The organism is Kitasatospora sp. NPDC059599, from assembly GCF_042735125.1.
GTDB lineage: Bacteria > Actinomycetota > Actinomycetes > Streptomycetales > Streptomycetaceae > Kitasatospora.
This window is the reverse complement of the sequence record NZ_JBHWCL010000175.1, coordinates 1-19,401: the sequence shown is the minus strand read 5'-3', so window position 1 is coordinate 19,401 and position 19,401 is coordinate 1. Positions and strand designations below refer to the sequence as shown.

16 protein-coding genes are annotated in these 19,401 nt (G+C 74.7%); 12 read left to right on the top strand and 4 right to left on the bottom strand.

Annotated features, from left to right (window positions below; genetic code table 11):
- Positions 1–277: 277 nt before the first annotated feature.
- Both ACFV04_RS38235 and ACFV04_RS38230 read left to right on the top strand, forming a co-directional pair.
- Positions 278–1,471 carry a hypothetical protein gene (locus ACFV04_RS38235; protein WP_380535586.1) on the top strand — a complete coding sequence of 398 codons (1,194 nt, stop codon included), beginning with the start codon at positions 278–280 and terminating at the stop codon, positions 1,469–1,471.
- Positions 1,363–2,283, top strand: coding sequence for a tetratricopeptide repeat protein (locus tag ACFV04_RS38230; protein WP_380535585.1), 921 nt, complete (start codon positions 1,363–1,365; stop codon positions 2,281–2,283). The genes ACFV04_RS38235 and ACFV04_RS38230 overlap by 109 nt, the downstream gene beginning before the upstream one ends.
- Before the next feature lie 118 nt (positions 2,284–2,401).
- Here the strand turns inward: ACFV04_RS38230 and ACFV04_RS38225 are convergent, their stop codons facing one another.
- The gene (locus ACFV04_RS38225) at positions 2,402–3,772 is read right to left on the bottom strand and encodes a DUF1015 family protein (RefSeq protein ID WP_380336040.1); all 1,371 of its coding nucleotides are present in this window, start codon (positions 3,770–3,772) and stop codon (positions 2,402–2,404) included.
- A 92-nt stretch (positions 3,773–3,864) separates the two neighbouring features.
- Here ACFV04_RS38225 and ACFV04_RS38220 point away from each other — a divergent pair, with 92 nt between their 5' ends.
- Both ACFV04_RS38220 and ACFV04_RS38215 read left to right on the top strand, forming a co-directional pair.
- On the top strand, positions 3,865–4,482 hold the full coding sequence (locus ACFV04_RS38220) for a tetratricopeptide repeat protein (protein WP_380535581.1): 618 nt from the start codon (positions 3,865–3,867) through the stop codon (positions 4,480–4,482).
- A gap of 137 nt (positions 4,483–4,619) precedes the next feature.
- A complete protein-coding gene (locus ACFV04_RS38215) occupies positions 4,620–5,657 on the top strand; it encodes an HAD-IIA family hydrolase (RefSeq protein ID WP_380336046.1) in 1,038 nt (345 codons plus the stop codon).
- A gap of 154 nt (positions 5,658–5,811) precedes the next feature.
- On the opposite strand, the gene ACFV04_RS38210 is transcribed toward ACFV04_RS38215, so the two are convergent.
- Positions 5,812–6,159: an SCP2 sterol-binding domain-containing protein gene (locus ACFV04_RS38210; protein ID WP_380535579.1), complete on the bottom strand. Its 348-nt coding sequence runs from the start codon at positions 6,157–6,159 to the stop codon at positions 5,812–5,814.
- Positions 6,160–6,338: 179 nt separating this feature from the next.
- Between ACFV04_RS38210 and ACFV04_RS38205 the strand changes: the two genes are divergently transcribed.
- The 4 genes from ACFV04_RS38205 (at position 6,339) to ACFV04_RS38190 (ending at position 9,319) form a co-directional block, all read left to right on the top strand.
- Positions 6,339–7,262 carry a hypothetical protein gene (locus ACFV04_RS38205; protein ID WP_380535578.1) on the top strand — a complete coding sequence of 308 codons (924 nt, stop codon included), beginning with the start codon at positions 6,339–6,341 and terminating at the stop codon, positions 7,260–7,262.
- On the top strand, positions 7,246–7,479 hold the full coding sequence (locus ACFV04_RS38200) for a hypothetical protein (RefSeq protein ID WP_380535576.1): 234 nt from the start codon (positions 7,246–7,248) through the stop codon (positions 7,477–7,479). The genes ACFV04_RS38205 and ACFV04_RS38200 overlap by 17 nt, the downstream gene beginning before the upstream one ends.
- A 36-nt stretch (positions 7,480–7,515) precedes the next feature.
- Entirely contained in the window at positions 7,516–8,322 is an 807-nt protein-coding gene (locus ACFV04_RS38195) for a TlyA family RNA methyltransferase (RefSeq protein ID WP_360261490.1), read from the top strand.
- A 91-nt stretch (positions 8,323–8,413) separates the two neighbouring features.
- Positions 8,414–9,319, top strand: coding sequence for an NAD kinase (locus tag ACFV04_RS38190; RefSeq protein ID WP_360261458.1), 906 nt, complete (start codon positions 8,414–8,416; stop codon positions 9,317–9,319).
- A 44-nt stretch (positions 9,320–9,363) separates the two neighbouring features.
- On the opposite strand, the gene ACFV04_RS38185 is transcribed toward ACFV04_RS38190, so the two are convergent.
- Positions 9,364–10,890 carry a PLP-dependent aminotransferase family protein gene (locus ACFV04_RS38185; protein ID WP_380535574.1) on the bottom strand — a complete coding sequence of 509 codons (1,527 nt, stop codon included), beginning with the start codon at positions 10,888–10,890 and terminating at the stop codon, positions 9,364–9,366.
- A gap of 127 nt (positions 10,891–11,017) precedes the next feature.
- On the opposite strand from ACFV04_RS38185, the gene ACFV04_RS38180 reads away from it, so the two are divergent.
- From ACFV04_RS38180 to ACFV04_RS38170, 3 genes are all read left to right on the top strand, one after another.
- Entirely contained in the window at positions 11,018–11,758 is a 741-nt protein-coding gene (locus ACFV04_RS38180) for a YitT family protein (protein ID WP_380535583.1), read from the top strand.
- Between the two features lie 88 nt (positions 11,759–11,846).
- Positions 11,847–13,580, top strand: a complete 1,734-nt coding sequence (recN, locus tag ACFV04_RS38175; RefSeq protein ID WP_360261484.1) for a DNA repair protein RecN — start codon at positions 11,847–11,849, stop codon at positions 13,578–13,580.
- A 167-nt stretch (positions 13,581–13,747) separates the two neighbouring features.
- Positions 13,748–14,926 carry a glycosyltransferase family 4 protein gene (locus ACFV04_RS38170; protein ID WP_380336060.1) on the top strand — a complete coding sequence of 393 codons (1,179 nt, stop codon included), beginning with the start codon at positions 13,748–13,750 and terminating at the stop codon, positions 14,924–14,926.
- A gap of 46 nt (positions 14,927–14,972) precedes the next feature.
- On the opposite strand, the gene ACFV04_RS38165 is transcribed toward ACFV04_RS38170, so the two are convergent.
- Positions 14,973–16,973, bottom strand: a complete 2,001-nt coding sequence (locus tag ACFV04_RS38165; RefSeq protein WP_380336063.1) for a glycoside hydrolase family 15 protein — start codon at positions 16,971–16,973, stop codon at positions 14,973–14,975.
- A 762-nt stretch (positions 16,974–17,735) separates the two neighbouring features.
- On the opposite strand from ACFV04_RS38165, the gene ACFV04_RS38160 reads away from it, so the two are divergent.
- Entirely contained in the window at positions 17,736–19,373 is a 1,638-nt protein-coding gene (locus ACFV04_RS38160; RefSeq protein ID WP_360261447.1) for a CTP synthase, read from the top strand.
- Positions 19,374–19,401: the final 28 nt, after the last annotated feature.

Below are 19,401 nucleotides of genomic sequence, written 5' to 3'. Positions count from 1 at the left end.
ACCCCTGACGCAACGCCACACAGCGCCGATGGAACTTCCGGGGGTACCCTGTGGTAGAGTCGCACGCCGCCGAAAATTTTTTAAAGGCCGCGCCCCCACCCACTCGCTGGGGCCGCGGCCTTTTTGTGTTTTGCGAACGTGAAGGAGTCCGACAAGTCGGGACTTCCGCCCAGACGCGGAGGGTCCCGACATGTCGGACAATGGAGAAGGTGCGCGGGCCAGGAGGCCGGCGCCAAAACCGCGTGACGGCAGCGGGAGTTGCACGGATGCCCGCGCGGTGAAGCTGAAGCAGCAGAAGGAGTCACCACGATGTCGAACGAGCCCCAGGACCGTCCCGAGCGTCGATCGGACGACGGCCGAGGCTACGAGCCCCGGTCCCGTGGGGGCTGGTCGAACGACCGTGGCGGCTCCCGCCGCGACGACCGCCCCTCTGGCGGCGGTTACCGCCGTGACGACCGTGACGACCGTCCGCGTCGTGACGACCGTCCGTCCGGCGGTTACGGCCGTGACCGTGACGACCGTGGCGGCGACCGCGGTGGTTACCGAGGTGGCGACCGCCCCTCTGGCGGCGGCTACCGCGGTGGCGACCGCCCGGCCGGCGGCGGGTACCGCCGTGACGACCGCCCCTCCGGTGGGTTCAACCGCGACCGCGATGACCGCGGTGGCTACCGTCGTGACGACCGTCCGTCGGGCGGGTTCAACCGCGACGACCGTGGCGGCGACCGCGGCGGTTTCCGCGGTGGCGACCGTCCCTCCGGTGGTTTCAACCGCGATGACCGCGGTGGCGACCGTGGCGGCTACCGTGGCGGCGACCGTCCGTCCGGTGGTGGTTTCCGTCGTGACGACCGTCCGTCCGGTGGTGGCTTCCGTCGGGATGACCGTCCGGGTGGCTTCAACCGTGACCGTGACGACCGTCCGCGTCGTGACGACCGTCCGTCGGGCGGGTTCAACCGCGACGACCGTGGCGGCGACCGCGGCGGTTTCCGTCGTGACGACCGCCCCTCCGGTGGCGGTTTCCGTCGGGATGACCGTCCGGGTGGCTTCAACCGTGACCGTGACGACCGTCCGCGTCGTGACGACCGTCCGTCGGGTGGGTTCAACCGCGATGACCGCGGTGGCGACCGCGGCGGCTACCGCGGTGGCGACCGTCCGTCGGGTGGGTTCAACCGTGACGACCGTGGCGGCGACCGCGGTGGTTTCCGTCGTGACGACCGCGGTGGCGACCGTGGCGGCTACCGCGGTGGCGACCGGCAGGGCGGCGGCTTCCGTCGCGGTGGCGACGACCGCCGCGACGACCGCCGTGACGACCGGGGCGGTCGGGACTACGACGACCGCCGGGGCAACTACGAGCCCGTCAAGCGCCTGCCGATCCCGGAGGACGTCACGGGCTTCGAGCTGGACGCGGACGTGCGCCAGGAGCTCAAGAGCCTGCCCAAGACCCTCGCGGACGACGTCGCCCGCAACCTGGTGATGGTGGCCCGCCTGCTCGACGGCGAGCCGGAGGAGGCCTACCAGTTCTCGCGCGTCGCGCTCCGGCTGGCGTCCCGCGTGGCTGCCGTCCGTGAGGCGGCCGGGTTCGCCTCGTACATGACGCAGCGCTACTCCGAGGCGCTGACCGAGTTCCGTGCCGCCCGTCGGATGACGGGCCGGGCGGACCTGTGGCCGGTGATGGCCGACTGCGAGCGCGGTCTGGGCCGTCCGGAGCGGGCGCTGGCGATGGCCGGTGAGCCCGAGGTGAAGCAGCTGGACAAGGCCGGCCAGGTGGAGATGCGCCTGGTCGCGGCCGGTGCCCGCGCCGACATGGAGCAGTTCGACGCCGCCGTGGTGACCCTGCAGAGCCCGGAGCTGGCCTCCAGCGCCGTGCACCCGTGGACCGCGCGTCTGCGGTACGCCTACGCCGAGGCGCTGATCGCGGCCGGCCGTGGCGACGAGGCCCGTGAGTGGTTCGCCAAGGCGGCCGACGCCGACACCGACGGCACCACCAACGCCTCGGAGCGGCTCGCCGAGATCGACGGCGTGGAGTTCACCGACGCGCTCGACCCGGAGCTGGCCGAGGACGAGTCCGAGCAGGCCGAGGCCCCGGCGAAGAAGCGCGGCGGCGACGTGTCCGAGGACAGCGTGATCTTCGAGGACGAAGAGGACGTCGAGGAGTTCTACGACGACGACGACCTCGAGATCGACGAGGACTTCGACGGTGTGGTGCGCGAGCGCGCCCAGGACGCCGAGTCCGAGAACGTGAAGTCCGAGAGCGTGAAGGCCGACGACGCCGACGCCAAGAGCTGAGCGAACGCAACGCCGTGAGGCCCTGCCGTTCCCCGGGAGATCCGGGAACGGCAGGGCCTCACGCCGTTCCGGGCCCGGGCCGGGGGCCGGCGGTGCGCGGCGCCGGCCCGGCCGCGGGTCAACCCAGCGCGAGGTTGCGCAGCACCAGCCCGGTGGCCGGCTTGGGCCCGAAGGAGGTCGACTTGCGGGGCATGGTGACGCCCTGTTCGGCCAGCCGTCGCACCACGCTCTCCCGGACCGGGTGGAGGAGGACGGCCGTGCCGTCGGAGCGGGCGGCTTCCCGTTCGGCGGCCACGGCGGTGTGCAGGTAGCCGATGTCGTCCGGGCCGTCGGGGACGTGCCAGGTGCGGTCGAGCAGGGTGGCGTGCAGGACGGTGGCGTCCAGGTGGCGCCACTCCTCGGGCCGGTCGTGCGGCACGGTGGCGTCCAGCAGGGCCTCGTCGGGTTCGCCGACCAGCCAGTAGACGCCGTCGCCGCCGGTCAGCACGAAGCCGTTGCCGCCGTGCCGCTTCTGCTCGGCGAGTGCCTGGAGCGCGGCGGGCAGCGGACCGGGGACCTCCTTGACCTTCCACTGGTCGCCGAGCTTCTCCAGCGCCTCGGCGACCGGCAGCCGGTAGAGCACGCGGTGGATGGCGCGGACCCGCAGGGGGTAGCGGGCGGTGTCCACGAGGAGCACCAGACCGCGGTCCCAGGGGCTGCGCGGCAGGTGGCGGTGCTCGCGCTGGAGGCGCAGGTACATCTCCCAGCGGTGGTGGCCGTCGGCGATCAGCGCCCGGCAGGTGGCGAGGTCGCGGCTGATCTCGGCGAGGTCGGCCGGATCGGTGACGGCCCACAGGCGGTGGTGGGTGCCGTCGCTGGTGGCGGTGGAGAGCAGCGGTTCGCCCTCGACGGTCCGCTCGATCACGCCGGAGGCGCCGCCGTCGCCGCGGTAGGTGAGCAGCAGCGGTTCGAGGTTGGCCCGGGTGGTGCGCATCAGGCCGACCCGGTCGGCGACCGGCCGGGGCATCACGTCCTCGTGGGGGAGGACGACGCCGGCCTCGCGACCGCTCACCGCGAGGGCGCCGATCAGGCCGCGCTGGAGCAGTTCGGGGGAGTCGGCGGTGGCGGGCACCCGCTGCTCGTAGACGTAGATCGCGGGGTCCGGGTCGGCGGCGAGGGTGCCTTCGCGCTGCCAGGCGGCGAGCAGCCGCGCGGCGTGCCGGTACCGGGTGTCGCGGTCGGGGCGGTCGCCGGCGTCCTCGGGCTCGGGCCTGGGCAGGATCAGCCGGACCACGTTGTGCGGGTCGGCGGTCTCCAGGTCGAGCCGGCGGCCCGGGTCGACGACGTCGTACGGCGGGGACATCACCGCGGCCAGGGCGCCGACCCGGTCGGGGACGTAGCGCAGGCCGCGGAAGGGGGACAGGGACAGGCCGGCGGTGGCGACGTGCCCGGGGTCACCGGGGCCGCCCTCGGGAGTCTCGACTCCGTCTTCTGCACTGGGTGTGCTCATTCTGGGCATCGTAACCGGGTACGCGTTGTTGAGAGATCGGAATACCCGCGTCGACCTGTGGGGCGGGTGCGCGACCGAGGGCGAGGTACGGCATGGACGACGGGCAGGAACGGGTGGACGGCGGTGGCCCGGCCGGGTCGGGCGGGCCGGCCGGTGCCATCGGCGGGGGCGCCCCGTCCGACGACGGCGGCCCGGGCGGCGGGGTGCCGTCGCAGAGCAGATCAGGCGAGCCGGCCGGGGACGTCTACGACTGGTTCCGCCGGGGTGCGCGGCTGCTCGCGCAGGGGCATCCGGCGGCGGCCGAGCAGCTGCTGAGCCGGGCGGTGGAGGCGGAGCCGCACTCGCGCAGCATCCGGGAGACGCTGGCCCGGGCCCAGTTCGACGCGGGTTCGTACGCGGCGGCGCTGGAGAACTTCCGAGCGGTGGCGCTGGCCGACCCGGCGGACGACTACGCTCAGTTCGGGTGGGGGGTCGCGGCGGCCCGGCTGGGCGACTTCGAGACCTCCGCCGAGCACCTGGCGCTCGCCGTGGCGATGCGGCCGGAGACCGACCACTACCGGGCGGCGCTTCGGCAGACCCGGGCGACGCTGGCGGCCCGTGCCGGCGCGTACGGCCCGCTGCTGCCCGGGGCACCCGGGTACCTGGCGCCGCCGCCCGGCGCCGAGGGCCCGGCCGGGGCAGGACCGGACGGCGTCGACGGCGACGCCTGACCGGCCGGTGCCCACCGGGACGGGCGGCCCACGGACGGTGTCCGCCCGGCGGGCGCGTCGCCGCACGGCGCGGTGCGGCGACCAGGTGGGACGACGAACGACGTGACCGACGACGCAGTGAATGAGGTAGCGCAGCCATGACCGAGACGGCCACCCCCGTGCGACGGACCGCCCCCGGCGGCAGCGAGCGTCCGCTCACCGAGGCCTACGACACGGCGCTGCTGGACCTGGACGGGGTGGTCTACGCGGGCGCGCACGCGATCGAGCACGCCGCGGGCGCGCTGGACGCCGCCCGGACCGCCGGGATGCGGCTCGCCTACGTCACCAACAACGCCTCCCGCCCGCCGCGGGTGGTGGCCGAGCACCTGACCGAGCTGGGCGTGCCGGCCGAGCCGGCGGACGTGATCAACTCCGCCCAGGCGGCCGCCCGGGTGGTCGCCGAGAAGGTCCCGGCCGGGGCGAAGGTCCTGGTCGTGGGCGGTCTCGGGCTGGAGGAGGCGCTCGCCGAACTGGGGCTGGTCCCGGTCCGTTCGCTGGCCGACGGGCCGCTCGCGGTGGTCCAGGGCTTCGACCCCTCGGTGGGGTGGACGGACCTGGCGGAGGCCTCGTACGCCGTGCAGAGCGGGCTGCCGTGGGTGGCGTCCAACCTCGACCTCACCGTGCCCCGGGCGCGCGGCATCGCGCCGGGCAACGGCACCCTGGTGGCGGCCGTGCGGGCGGCGACCGGGGTGGAGCCGGAGGTGGCGGGCAAGCCGCTGCCGCCGATGCACCGGGAGACCGTGCTGCGCACCGGCGCGAAGCGCCCGCTGGTGGTCGGCGACCGGCTGGACACCGACATCGAGGGCGCGTTCAACGGCGGGGTGGACAGTCTGCTGGTCTTCACCGGGGTGACCACCCCCGAGCTGCTGCTGGCCGCCCCGGTCGAGCACCGGCCGACCTACCTGGCGGCGGACCTGCGCGGACTGCTGGTCCCGCACGCGGCGGTGACGGCTGAGGACGGCGGCTTCGCCTGCGGCGGCCGGGTCGCGGCCGTCGAGGGCGGCACGCTGCGGCTGACCGGGGCCGGTGACCGCTGGGACGGGCTGCGCGCGCTGTGCGCGGCGGCCTGGACGGCTCTGGACGCGGGCGGCGAACCGGTGGACGGGCGGAAGGCGCTGGCCGAGCTGGGCTTCTGAGTTCCGGGGGCCGCCGACCGGCGGCGGCCTGGTCCGGCCGGCCGGTCCGGCCGGCCGGTCCGGCCATCCGGTTCGGGCCGGCCGGTTCGGCCGGTCGGGTTCGGCGGTCCCGGATCGGTGCACGGTTCGGCCCGTCGGGTTCGGGCCGCCCGGTTCAGAACAGGGTGCGCAGCCGCAGCAGGTCGCGGAAGCCGGCCTCCAGCCGGACCCGGCCGCTCGCCCAGGCGGAGGCGAAGTTGAGCCGGCCGCCGACCAGCGCGACCAGGTCGTCGCTGCTCATGGTGAGCCGGATCTCGGCCTTCGCGGCGGGCGGGCCGGGCGTGGTGACCACGTCCTGGATCCGGCCGTCGCGCAGCCGTCCGACGAAGGTCAGGTCGAGGTCGGTGATCCGGCAGCTGAGCGAGCGGTCGAGGGCCGCGGCCTTGCGGACGTCGCCGGTGGACTTCGACATGTTCCGGCTGAGCTGTTCCAGGGCCTCCCGGCACTCCTCGGCGTTCGCCATCGGCGGCGGCTCCCTCCCCCGGTCGCTACGGTGCTGACTGCGGGCCACGGTACCTCAGCGGGGTTTTGGCGGTAGCGTCGTCCGTGGGGTGCCCGGAACGGCCCGGGTACTGAGCGCGACGGAGCGACGCGCGTAGGCGATTGGGAGGCACCCGGATGCTGCCGAGGACGGTTCGGGGAGTGGTGGAGACCGCGGCCGGGGTGGCCGAGGAGGTCGGCAAGCGGGTCGTCGTGACGGCGGCCTCGATCCTGGAGCGGGCGGGGGTCGACGTCACCGAGGTCGAGCGCCGCCTGGGCGGGGAGTTCCCGCCGTCGGCGAAGACGCTGCAGACGCTGGCGGAGGAGGCGGTCACCGCCGGGCTGGCCGGGATCGACCTGGCGGTCGGGGTGGCGCGCAACGAGGCGGAGAAGGTCTTCGAGAAGGTCGGCGACCAGGTCACCAAGGTCGGCGTGGTGCTGGCGTACCTGGAGAGCAAGCTGCGCGAGGTCGAGGAGGAGGCTCCGGCGGCGAAGCCCGGCGGAGATCGGTACGGCGCGGAGGAGCCGGCCCCGGCGCCGCGGGCGGACGACCTGTTCGGACGCGGCTGGGAGGACGAGGACGAGCGGTCGCAGGGGCGGCCGGTGGGCGAGCCGATAGTCGCCGAGCGGGTGGAGGTGGACGAGCCGGTCGAGGTCGACCCGCCGGTTCCGCCGGTGTCGCGGCCCTCCCCGGCAGCGCCGGACGGGCAGGAGCAGGACCGCGAGCCGAAGGCCGCACCGCGGAAGGCCGCCGCGCGCAAGACCCCGGCGGCGGGGAAGGCGCCCGGGACCGAGCGGCCCGCCACGAAGAAGGACACGGCCGAGCGGGCAGCGGCGAAGCGGACCACGGCCGGGCGGCCCGCCGCGGAGAAGCCCGCCGCTGAGAAGCCCGCTGCCAGGAAGACGGGGGCCCGGAAGGCCGCCGCCAAGAAGACGACGACCGTCAAGAAGACCGCCGCCACGGAGCGGGCCGCCGCCGAGCGGGCCGCCGTGCCGCCGAAGGCGCCCGCGAAGCGCACGGCGACCAAGCGGACCACCGTCCGCAAGGCCACCAGCACGAAGAAGCCCGATGTCCGGGACGAGTGAACCGGCCGGTGCCGACGGGCTGGTCGGGGCGGTCGGGGCGGTCCCGCAGGTGGGGCCGCTCGGGGTCGGGCTGCTGCCCACCGGGCACCCCGCGGTGGACGCCGGACTGGCCCGGCTGGAGGCCTTGGACGGGGTCCCCGCCGAGGAGCACGTCGCGGTGTACGAAGATGTTCACCAGCGGCTCGCCGACACGCTGGCCGCGCTCGACCAGGAATGATCCGTAGGACCCGTAGGAGCTGAAACACCAGTGGCAGTGGCACGACGCCGACTCGACGCGGAGCTGGTCCGCCGCAAGCTGGCCCGGTCGCGTGAGCACGCGTCCGAGCTGATCGCGGCCGGCCGGGTGACCGTCGGCGGCACCACCGCGACCAAGCCGGCCACCCAGGTGGAGACCTCGGCGGCGGTCGTGGTGGCCAAGGACGAGAACGACCCCGACTACGTCTCGCGCGGCGGTCACAAGCTGGCCGGGGCGTTCGCCGCCTTCGTGCCGCAGGGCCTGGTGGTCGAGGGCCGCCGGGCGCTGGACGCGGGCGCGTCGACCGGCGGGTTCACCGACGTGCTGCTGCGCGCCGGTGCGGCCGGCGTGCTGGCGGTGGACGTCGGGTACGGGCAGCTCGCCTGGTCGCTGCAGAGCGACGAGCGGGTCACCGTGATGGACCGCACCAACGTGCGCGAGCTGACCCCGGAGCTGATCGGCGGCACCCTGGTGGACCTGGTGGTGGGCGACCTGTCGTTCATCTCGCTGGGTCTGGTGCTCCCCGCGCTCGCCTCCTGCGCGGCCGAGGACGCGGACCTGGTCCTGATGGTCAAGCCGCAGTTCGAGATCGGCAAGGAGCGGCTGGGCAGCGGTGGAGTGGTGCGCAGCCCGCAGCTGCGCGCCGAGATGGTGTGCCAGGTGGCCGGGCAGGCGTGGGAGCTCGGGCTGGGCGTGCGCGCCGTCACGGCGAGCCCGCTGCCGGGACCGTCCGGCAACGTGGAGTACTTCCTGTGGCTGCGCCGGGACGCCCCGCAGCTGGACCCCGCGGACGCGGACCGGGCCGTGGCGGAGGGCCCCCGATAGGGTGCTCAGCGGACGTCCGGCCCGGCATGCTGTATGGCGGGCGCACCCGGGCCGAAGGCGGCCCGGCAGGCGTTAGGGAGAGGGCAGCGGCATGAGCGACGAAGCACGTACGGTCTTCCTGATCGCGCACACCGGCCGGGAGGCGGCGCTGCGCAGCGTCGAGGGCCTGGTGCACGGGCTGCTGAAGGCCGGGCTCCGGATCAGACTGCTGGAGACCGAGGCGGTCGATCTGGACCTGCCGGACGGCGTCGAGAAGGTGGCCGAGGGCCCCGGGGCGGCGGACGGCTGCGAGCTGATCCTGGTGGCCGGCGGGGACGGGACGCTGCTGCGCGGGGCCGAGCTGGCGCGTTCGCACGGACTGCCGATGCTCGGGATCAACCTGGGCCGGGTGGGCTTCCTCGCCGAGGCCGAGCGGGACGACCTGGCGGTGGTGGTCGAGCGGGTGGTCGACGCCGACTACGAGGTCGAGGAGCGGATGACGATCGACGTCATCGTCCGCACCAACGGCGACGTGGTGCACGAGGACTGGGCGTTGAACGAGGCCTCGATCGAGAAGGCGGCCCGGGAGCGGATGCTGGAGGTGGTGACCGAGGTGGACGGCCGCCCGGTCTCCAACTTCGGCTGCGACGGCGTGGTGTGCGCGACGCCGACCGGGTCCACCGCGTACGCGTTCTCCGGCGGCGGGCCGGTGGTGTGGCCGGAGGTCGAGGCGCTGCTGATGGTGCCGATCTCGGCGCACGCGCTGTTCGCCCGCCCGCTGGTGACCTCGCCCGAGTCGGTGCTGGCCGTCGAGGTGCAGCCGAAGACCCCGCACGGCGTGCTCTGGTGCGACGGGCGGCGCTCGGTCGAACTGCCCGCCGGGGCACGGGTGGAGGTCCGCCGGGGACGGACCCCGGTGCGGCTGGCCAGACTGCACCGGGCGCCGTTCACCGACCGGCTGGTGGCCAAGTTCGCGCTGCCGGTGACGGGTTGGCGCGGCCGGGCGGACCACCACTAGCCAGGCCCTGTCCGGGGTGGAGCGGCCCGGCCGCCGGGGCGGTGTCAGACCGCCAGCGGCTGGGCCTCGTCGCCCGAGCCGAGCCGACCTCCGGCCGCCGCGCGGGCGGCCACCGCGGCGAGGCGCTCGACGGCGGCCGGGACGGCCGGGGCGGGCACGGTGAGCGGTATCCGGACGTGGTGCTCGAACGCGCCGTCCGAGCCGAAGCGGTTGCCCGAGGCGATCCGCACCCCGTCGCGCTCCCCGACCGCCGACAGGGCCGCGCCGGACAGGCCGTCGGTGGAGACCCAGAGCGCCAGCCCGCCGGTCGGCATCGGGAAGCTCCAGCCGGGCAGGTGCCCGGGCAGTGCGGCGGCGAAGGCGCGGGCGGTGGCGCGCAGCCGGTCCAGCTGGTGCGCCCGTACGGCGGGCAGCGGCTCGCCCAGCAGTTCGGCGGCGATCAGCTGGTCCAGCACCGGGGTGCCGACGTCGCTGTAGACGCGCTCGCCGGCCAGTCGGCGCACCAGTGCGGGTGCGGCCCGGACCCAGCCGATCCGCAGGCCGCCCCAGAGCAGTTTGCCGGCCGAGCCGACGGTGACCACCTGCGCGGCCCGGTCCAGCGCCGCCACCGGGCGCGGCAGCGGCTCGGACTCCGGTACGCCCCAGCCGAGTTCGGCGGTGGTCTCGTCGACCAGCACGACGCTCCCGGCGGCCCGGGCGGCGGCCAGCAGCTCGCGGCGCTGCTCCTCGTCGATCAGTGCGCCGGTCGGGTTGTGGAAGTCCGGGATCACGTAGGCGACCTTGGGCGCGGCGCCGCGCAGCACCCGCTGCCACTCGTCCCGGTCCCAGACGGGCCGAGGGGGCCCGGACGCGCCCTGAGGTCCGGGGCGGTGGGCGTACGGCACCGGGACCAGGCGTGCGCCGCACAGGCGCAGCGCCTGCAGGGTGTGCGCGTAGCTGGGCGCCTCGACGGCGACCCGGTCGCCGCGGCCGACCAGCACCCGCTGGACCAGGTGCAGGGCGCCCATCGCGCCGGTGGTGATCAGGACCTGGTCGGGGGTGGTGGGCAGCCCGCGCTCGGTGTAGCGGCGGGCGACGGCCTCGCGCAGCGCCGGGACGCCGGTGGGGTAGTGGCCGTGGCCGGAGGCGTAGTACGGCAGCTGTTCGACCGCCCGGGCGGCGGCGGTGCCCAGCCAGGGCTGCGGGGCGGGCAGGGCGGCGACGCCGAGGTCCAGGGTGTGGCCCTGCTCGTCCGGCGGGACGGGGTGCAGGGCGTCGCCGGGCGGAGGGGCGCCCTCGGGCAGGGCGGTCCAGCTGCCCGCGCCGCGCCGACTGCGCAGGTAGCCGTCCCCGCGCAGGGTCTCGTACGCGGTGGCGACGGTGGTGCGGCTCAGCTCCAGGGCGGTGGCCAGCTCGCGTTCGGCGGGCAGCCGGGCGCCGACCGGCAGCCGGCCCTCGGTGACCAGCTGCCGGATCTGCCCGGCCAGGGTGCGGTACGCGGGGCGGCGGGCTCCGGCGGGCCCGGGCAGCCGGGCGGTGGTGAGCAGTCGGGCCAGCGCGGGCGGGGTGACGGTGGTGTGCCAGTCGGCCATGGCGATCAGTCCACTTGCTCGGAATTGGCCCTGGAACGGGTCGTATTGGCCTGGCCATCATGACAGGGTGGCCGTACCGGCCGCCACCTCCGGGCCGACCGGGGTGCAGCACCACCGCAGGAGCACCATGGCCACCACGACCACGACCACGACCACCCGGATCCCGCCGGAGTCCGCACCGGCGGCGGCCGCCTCCACAACCGGTGCGGGAACCCCCGCCGCCGGAGCCCCCTCCGTCGCGGTCCGCTTCCTCGGCGACACCCACGGCCTGGGCCGCCGGATCCCGCAGCTGTTCGTCGGACTGACCCTGTACGGCACGAGCATGGCGCTGATGCTCCGCTCCGGCCTCGGCCTCGACCCCTGGGACGTCCTGCACCAGGGCCTGCAACGCAGCATCGGCCTCTCGGTCGGCGCCTGGGTGACCGTCTGCGGCGCCCTGGTGCTGCTGCTGTGGATACCGCTGCGCCAGCGACCGGGGCTGGGCACGGTCGCGAACGTGCTGGTGATCGGCGCGGCCATGGACCTCACACTGCGGATCGTCGGCGGCTTCGAGGCGCTGCCCGCCCGGATCGCCGTGATGGCCGCCGCGATCGTGCTCAACGGTTTGGCCAGTGGCCTCTACATCGGCGCCCGCCTCGGCCCCGGCCCGCGCGACGGTCTGATGACCGGCCTGCACCGGCGCACCGGCCGCTCGTTGCGGCTGATCCGCACCGGCATCGAACTGACCGTCCTGGCCGTCGGCCTCGTGCTGGGCGGCACCGCCGGGGTCGGCACGGTCGCGTACGCGCTGGCCATCGGGCCGCTGGTGCAGGTCTTCCTGCCCTGGTGCACCGCGCCGGAACCTGCGCGAAACCCCCGGAAGGAATGAACTTCGGGGCACGGAGTTGCCGCGCGCCGTTGTCGCTCGTCGCGCGCCGGGGGCGGAACCTCGTAAGGTCGTCTCCGTGTTGGACGAGATGCGGATACGGGATCTTGGGGTCATCGACGACGCGGTGGTGGAACTCGCCCCCGGGTTCACCGCCGTGACCGGTGAGACCGGCGCAGGCAAGACCATGGTCGTCACCAGCCTCGGCCTGCTGCTCGGCGGGCGCGCCGACCCTGGCCTGGTGCGCAACGGCACCGGACGCGCCGTCGTCGAGGGCCGGCTGGAGCTGCCCGCCGACTCCCCGGTGGCGGCCCGGGCCGTCGAGGCCGGGGCCGAACTGGACGACGGGGCCCTGCTGATCAGCCGGACCGTCTCCGCCGAGGGCCGCTCCCGGGCGTACGTCGGCGGACGGGCCGTGCCGGTCGGGCTGCTCGCCGAACTCGGCGAGGACCTGATCGCCGTGCACGGCCAGACCGACCAGCAACGGCTGCTGCGCCCGGCCCGCCAGCGCGGCGCGCTGGACCGGTACGCGGGCGAGGCGGTGGCCGAGCCGCTGGCCCGCTACCGGGAGACCTACCGCACCCTGCGCGAGGTCTCCGCGACCCTGGAGGAACTGACCACCCGGGCCCGCGAGCGCGCCCAGGAGGCCGACCTGCTGCGCTTCGGCCTGGACGAGATCGCCGCCGCCGAGCCGGTGGCCGGCGAGGACGTCGAACTCGCCGCCGAGGCCGAGCGGCTCGGCCACGCCGACGCGCTGTCCTCCGCCGCGACCCTCGCGCACGCCGCGCTGGCCGGGGACCCGGCCGACCCGGAGGCCCTGGACGCGGGCACCCTGCTCGCGCAGTCCCGCCGCGCCCTGGACGCCGTGCGCCACCACGACGAGCGCCTGGCCGCCCTCGCCGACCGCCTCAACGAGGTCGGCTACCTGCTCGCCGACGTGGCCGGCGACCTGGCCGGCTACGCCGACGACTTGGACGCCGACCCGGTGCGCCTGGCCGCCGTCGAGGACCGCCGGGCCGTGCTGGCCCAGCTGCTGCGCAAGTACGGCGGCGAGGAGAACACCCTCGCCGAGGTGATCGCCTGGGCCGAGGACGGCGCCGTACGGCTCACCGAACTCGACGGCGACGACGACCGGATCGATGAACTCGGCGCCCGCGAGACCGAGCTGCGCGCCGAACTGGCCGAGCTGGCCGCCGAGGTGTCGGACGCCCGGCAGGCCGCGGCCGGCCGGTTCGCCGGGGCCGTCTCCGCCGAACTCGCCGAACTGGCCATGCCACACGCCCGGGTGACCTTCTCGATCAGCCAGGTCGACGACCTGGCCGGGATCGAGGTCGGCGGCCGCACCGTCGCGTACGGCCCGCACGGCGTGGACGAGGTCGAGGTGCTGCTCGCCCCGCACCCGGGCGCGCAGCCCCGCCCGATCGCCAAGGGCGCCTCCGGCGGTGAGCTGTCCCGCGTGATGCTCGCCGTCGAGGTGGTCTTCGCGGGTGCGGACCCCGTCCCGACGTACCTGTTCGACGAGGTGGACGCGGGCGTCGGCGGCAAGGCCGCGGTCGAGATCGGCCGCCGGCTCGCCAAACTGGCCGAGTCCGCCCAGGTCGTGGTGGTCACCCACCTCCCGCAGGTCGCCGCGTTCGCGGACCGCCACCTGGTGGTGGAGAAGACCCACGACGGCACCGTGACCCGCAGTGGTGTCAAGGTGCTGAACGACGAGGAGCGGGTGCGCGAACTCTCCCGGATGCTGGCCGGCCTGGAGGACTCGGAGCTGGGCCGCGCCCACGCCGAGGAGCTGCTGGCCGCCGCCCGGGCCCCGCGCCACCGGTAGCCGGCGGCGGCGGCCCCCGCAGGCCGTCGGCGACGCGCCCCGGTGGCGCCGACTGTCCAAGAGGGCCGCCGACCTGGCATGGTGGCCGCTGAACACTGGCTTCCCAGCCCCGAGCGCCGCCGGGCGGGCAATCCTCGCGAAGCGGCGCGCGAACCTGATCGAGTCGGATGCGAGACGACGTGGACCATTCCGCCGCCCGGGCCACCGCGGCCGCCCCGGAACCGGGGCAGCTGCACGTGGTACTCGTCCTGGCCGCCAGCACCGGCGGCATCGGTGCGCACGTGCACTCCCTGGCCCAGGGCCTGGTCGCGCACGGGGTGATCGTCACGGTCTGCGCACCGGCCGGCACGGACGCGCTGTTCGGCTTCTCCCGCACGGGCGCCAGGGTCCACACCGTCGACATCACCCCCACCGCGGGTGCCCGCAGCGACGCCACCGCGATCGGCGAGCTGCGCCGGGCCTTCACCGGCGCCGACGTGGTGCACGCCCACGGGCTGCGCGCCGGGCTGCTCTCCGACCTCGCGCTGCGCACCGCCGGCCGCTTCCCGGGCCTGCGCCCGGAGACCCCGCTGGTCGTCACCTCGCACCACGCGCTGCTGGCCACCGGCATGGAGCGCCGCCTGCAGCGGCTGATGGAACGCCGGGTCGCGCGCGCCGCCGACCTGGTCCTCGGCGCCTCCTCCGACCTGGTCGCCCGGGCCCGCGAGCTGGGCGCCACCGACGCCCGGCTGGGCCCGGTGGCCGCCCCGCCGATGCCCGAGGGCCGACTCGGCCGGGCCGAGGCGCGCGCCGCGCTGCTCGGCGGCGGACCGGACCGTCCGCTGGTGCTGGCGATCGGCCGGCTCGTCCCGCAGAAGGCCTTCGGGCTGCTGCTGGACGCCGCCCGGGAGCTGTCCGTGCCGGACCCGCAGCCGCTGGTGCTGCTCGCCGGGGACGGCCCGGAGGCGGGCGCGCTGCGGGACCGGGTGGCCGCCGAGAAGCTGCCGGTGCGCCTGCTCGGCTACCGCACCGACGTGCCCGACCTGCTGGCCGCCGCCGACGTGGTGGTGGTCCCCAGCCGCTGGGAGGCCCGCTCGTTGGTGGTGCAGGAGGCGATGCGGGCCGGCGTGCCGGTGGTCTCCACGGCCGTCGGCGGCATCCCCGAACTGGTCGGAGACGCCGCCGTGCTGGTGGCCGCCGGTGACCCGGCCGCGCTCGGCGGCGCGGTGCGCGCGCTGCTGGCCGACCCGGACCGCCGCGGGCGGCTGGCGGCGGCCGGCCGGCAGCAGGCCGAGACCTGGCCGGACGAGGCCGCCACCGTCGCCCAGGTGCTCAGCACCTACGACGAGCTGGTGCAGCGCAGCTGAGGTCTCCGTCCCGGCCGCTGGGACCGGCGGCCGGGACCGGTGCCCGTCAGACGGTGGCCTGCTCGACCCGGTCGGCGGCCGGGCCGTCCGGCTGGGCGGACAGGTAGGCGGCGCCGCAGGCGGTCAGCCGCAGCGCGGTGTCGATCAGCGGGACGTGGCTGAAGGCCTGGGGGAAGTTGCCGACCTGGCGCTTGAGCCGCGGGTCCCATTCCTCGGCGAGCAGGCCGAGGTCGTTGCGCAGCGAGAGCAGCCGGTCGAACAGGTCGCGGGCCTCCTGCACCCGGCCGATCATGGCGAGGTCGTCGGCCAGCCAGAACGAGCAGGCCAGGAAGGCGCCCTCGTGGCCGGACAGGCCGTCGACGTTGTTGCCGCTCTCGTCGTGGGTCGGGTACCGCAGGACGAAGCCGTCCTCGGTGGACAGTTCGCGCTGGATCGCCTCGATCGTGCCGATCACGCGCTTGTCGTCCGGCGGGAGGAAGCCGACCTGGGGGATGAGCAGCAGCGAGGCGTCCAGTTCCCTGCCGCCGTAGTACTGGGTGAAGGTGTTGCGCTCCGGGTCGTAGCCGCGCTCGCAGACGTCCCGGTGGATGGTGTCGCGCAGCTCGCGCCAGCGCTCCAGGTGGCCGTCGTCGGGGGCGTCCTCGGGGGTCTGCTCCAGCAGCTTGATGGTGCGGTCGACGGCGACCCAGGCCATCACCTTGGAGTGGACGAAGTGCCGGCGCGGGCCGCGCACCTCCCAGATGCCCTCGTCCGGCTCCTGCCAGTGCTCCTCCAGGTAGTCGATCAGGCGCAGCTGGAGGTGGTGGGCGTGGTCGTTGCGGACCAGGCCGGTCATGTGGGCCAGGTGCAGGGCCTCCACCACCTCGCCGTACACGTCGAGTTGGAGCTGCCCGGCGGCGCCGTTGCCGACCCGGACGGGCTGCGAGCCCTCGTATCCGGGCAGCCAGTCCAGCGAGGACTCGGTGAGTTCGCGCTCGCCCGCGATGCCGTACATGATCTGCAGGTTCTCCGGGTCGCCGGCGACGGCCCGCAGCAGCCACTCGCGCCAGGCGCGCGCCTCCTCGCGGTAGCCGGTGCGCAGCAGGGAGGAGAGGGTGATCGCGGCGTCGCGCAGCCAGGTGTAGCGGTAGTCCCAGTTGCGCTCGCCGCCGATGTCCTCGGGCAGGGAGGTGGTGGGGGCGGCGACGATGCCGCCGGTGGGGGCGTAGGTGAGGCCCTTGAGGGTGATCAGGGAGCGGACCACGGCCTCCCGGTAGGGGCCCTGGTAGGTGCACTGGTCGGCCCACTCGTGCCAGAAGTCGGCGGTGGCGTCGAGCATCCCCTCGGCGTCCGGGGCCTTGGGCGCCTCCAGGTGGGAGGCCTGCCAGGTGAGGGCGAAGGCGATCCGCTCGCCGGCGTCGACGGTGAAGTCGGCGTAGGTGGTGAGGTTGCGGCCGTACGTCTCGGAGACGCCGTCCAGCCAGACCGAGTCCGGGCCGGCCATGGCGACGGTGCGGTGGGTGCCGTCGGCCTGTTCGACGCGGTGCACCCAGGGCACGATGCGGCCGTAGGAGAAGCGCATCCGCAGCGCCGAGCGCATCCGGACCCGGCCGGCCACGCCCTCGACGATCCGGATCACCTGGGGGACGGCGTCCTTGCCGGCCAGCGGGCGCGGCGGCATGAAGTCGATGACCCGGACGGTGCCGCCCTGGGTGTCCCACTCCTGTTCCAGGATCAGCGAGTCGCCCCGGTAGCGGCGGCGGTCGGCGGGCACGGCGGGGGCGGCGGCGGTGGGCGGGGGGACGCGCAGGTCCGCGGTGTCGGCGAGGCGGACCCGGCCCGCGCTGCTGGGGGCCGTGGCGGTGGCGGGGGCGGGGACCTCGGTCAGGACGGCTTCGGCGGGGCCGATCCGCCAGAAACCGTGTTCATCGGTGCCGAGCAGACCGGCGAACACGGCCGGCGAGTCGAAGCGGGGCAGGCAGAGCCAGTCCACCGCCCCGTCCCTGCTGACCAGGGCAGCGGTCTGCATGTCCCCGATGAGTGCGTAGTCCTCGATACGGCCGGCCACGTGGATCTCCAGTTCGCAATGTGGTCAGGGCATCGGCGAGACGGGGGAGCGAGCGGTCTGCGGGGCCGGAGGTCCACCCCGGGACGTCCGGCCCGCCGGGGGGTGGTGGCAGGCCTTGCTGGAGTGTCCGCGCGGGGCTCGGTCGAGCCCCTGGAGTGGGTGGGGAGGAGCTGGAATTACGGGGAGGTCCGGTCGCGCATCGGGGACCGGGAGTGTCCTGACCTCCCACGCCCTCCGCGTGCTCGTGCTGTCGGCGATGCGTCCGAGCAGCTTACGACGGACGAAAGGGGCGAAGCACGCGGGCGCCGCCCGGAGTGGCGCCGCAATTCGGCGGAAATGCCGTGCATCGCGGGGGCGTGGCGCAGGATGGTCCGGAAGGATCACCTCCGGGTGGTCTTTACGGAGCAGCCGGTATGACCCGGACGGAAACCGCGGGCTGGCCCGGTCCGACCGGTGGTGCGACGGGTGTGACACCTGCGGCGGATGATGCGCCGGTGGTGCGCCCCGCGTGCGCCCCCGAGGCTGCGCGCGCGGCCCGAACGGCGTCCCGGTCGGGTCACTGTTACCCTGGTATCCCGTGGACCGGCGGGATCAAACGCCCCGGACCAGCCGAACCGGCGACCCCTCGAGCGCAGTGCTCCGCACCTGCCTCCGTCGCCCGGCGACCCCCGAGACTCCCGCCCACGTCTTCTTCGACACGCGACCCACGGGAGCCCCCTCTTGGCACAGCCCCATTCCGGCAAGGCAGCGAACGGCCGAGCCGTGACGACCAAGCACCTCTTCGTCACCGGGGGTGTCGCCTCTTCGCTCGGCAAGGGCCTCACCGCCTCCAGCCTCGGAGCGCTGCTCAAGGCCCGCGGCCTGCGCGTGACGATGCAGAAGCTCGACCCGTACCTGAACGTGGACCCGGGCACGATGAACCCGTTCCAGCACGGTGAGGTGTTCGTCACCGACGACGGCGCCGAGACCGACCTGGACATCGGCCACTACGAGCGGTTCCTCGACACCAACCTGCACGGCTCGGCGAACGTCACCACCGGCCAGGTGTACTCGACCGTCATCGCCAAGGAGCGCCGCGGCGAGTACCTGGGCGACACCGTCCAGGTCATCCCGCACATCACCAACGAGATCAAGTCCCGGATCCGCCGGATGGCGACCGAGGACGTCGACGTGGTGATCACCGAGGTCGGCGGCACCGTCGGCGACATCGAGTCGCTGCCGTTCCTGGAGGCCGTCCGCCAGGTCCGCCACGAGGTCGGCCGGGACAACGTGTTCTTCGTGCACGTCTCCCTGCTGCCGTACATCGGCCCCTCGGGCGAGCTCAAGACCAAGCCCACCCAGCACTCCGTCGCCGCGCTGCGCAACATCGGCATCCAGCCGGACGCCATCGTGCTGCGCGCCGACCGCGAGGTCCCGCAGGCGATCAAGCGCAAGATCTCGCTGATGTGCGACGTGGACGAGGAGGCCGTGGTCGCGGCCATCGACGCCAAGTCGATCTACGACATCCCCAAGGTGCTGCACGGCGAGGGCCTGGACGCGTACGTGGTGCGCCGCCTGGACCTGCCGTTCCGCGACGTCGACTGGACCACCTGGGACGACCTGCTGCGCCGCGTCCACGAGCCGCAGCACATCGTCAAGGTCGCCCTGGTCGGCAAGTACATCGACCTGCCCGACGCCTACCTGTCGGTGACCGAGGCGCTGCGCGCCGGCGGTTTCGCCAACAACGCCCGGGTCGAGATCAAGTGGGTCACCTCGGACGACTGCGAGACGCCCGAGGGCGCCCGCGAGCAGCTCGGCGACGTGGACGCGATCTGCATCCCCGGCGGCTTCGGCGACCGCGGCGTCAACGGCAAGGTCGGCGCGATCACCTTCGCCCGCGAGAACAAGGTCCCGCTGCTGGGCCTGTGCCTGGGCCTGCAGTGCGTGGTCATCGAGGCGGCCCGCAACCTGGCCGGCCTGCCCGAGGCCAACTCCACCGAGTTCGACGCCGCCGCCAAGCACCCGGTCGTCTCCACGATGGCCGAGCAGCTGGCCATCGTCGACGGCAAGGGTGACCTGGGCGGCACCATGCGCCTGGGCCTGTACCCGGCCAAGCTCGCCGAGGGCTCGATCGTCCGCGAGGTCTACGCCGGCGAGCAGTACGTCGAGGAGCGCCACCGCCACCGCTACGAGGTCAACAACGCCTACCGCGCGGACCTGGAGAAGACCGGCCTGCAGTTCTCCGGCCTCTCCCCCAAGGGCGACCTGGTCGAGTACGTCGAGTACCCGCGCGAGGTGCACCCCTACCTGGTGGCCACCCAGGCCCACCCGGAGCTGAAGTCCCGCCCGACCCGCCCGCACCCGCTGTTCGCGGGCCTGGTCAAGGCCGCCATCGAGATCAAGACCGCGGCCTCCGAGTAGTTTTCCCTTCTCGGCCTCGGTCGTTCAC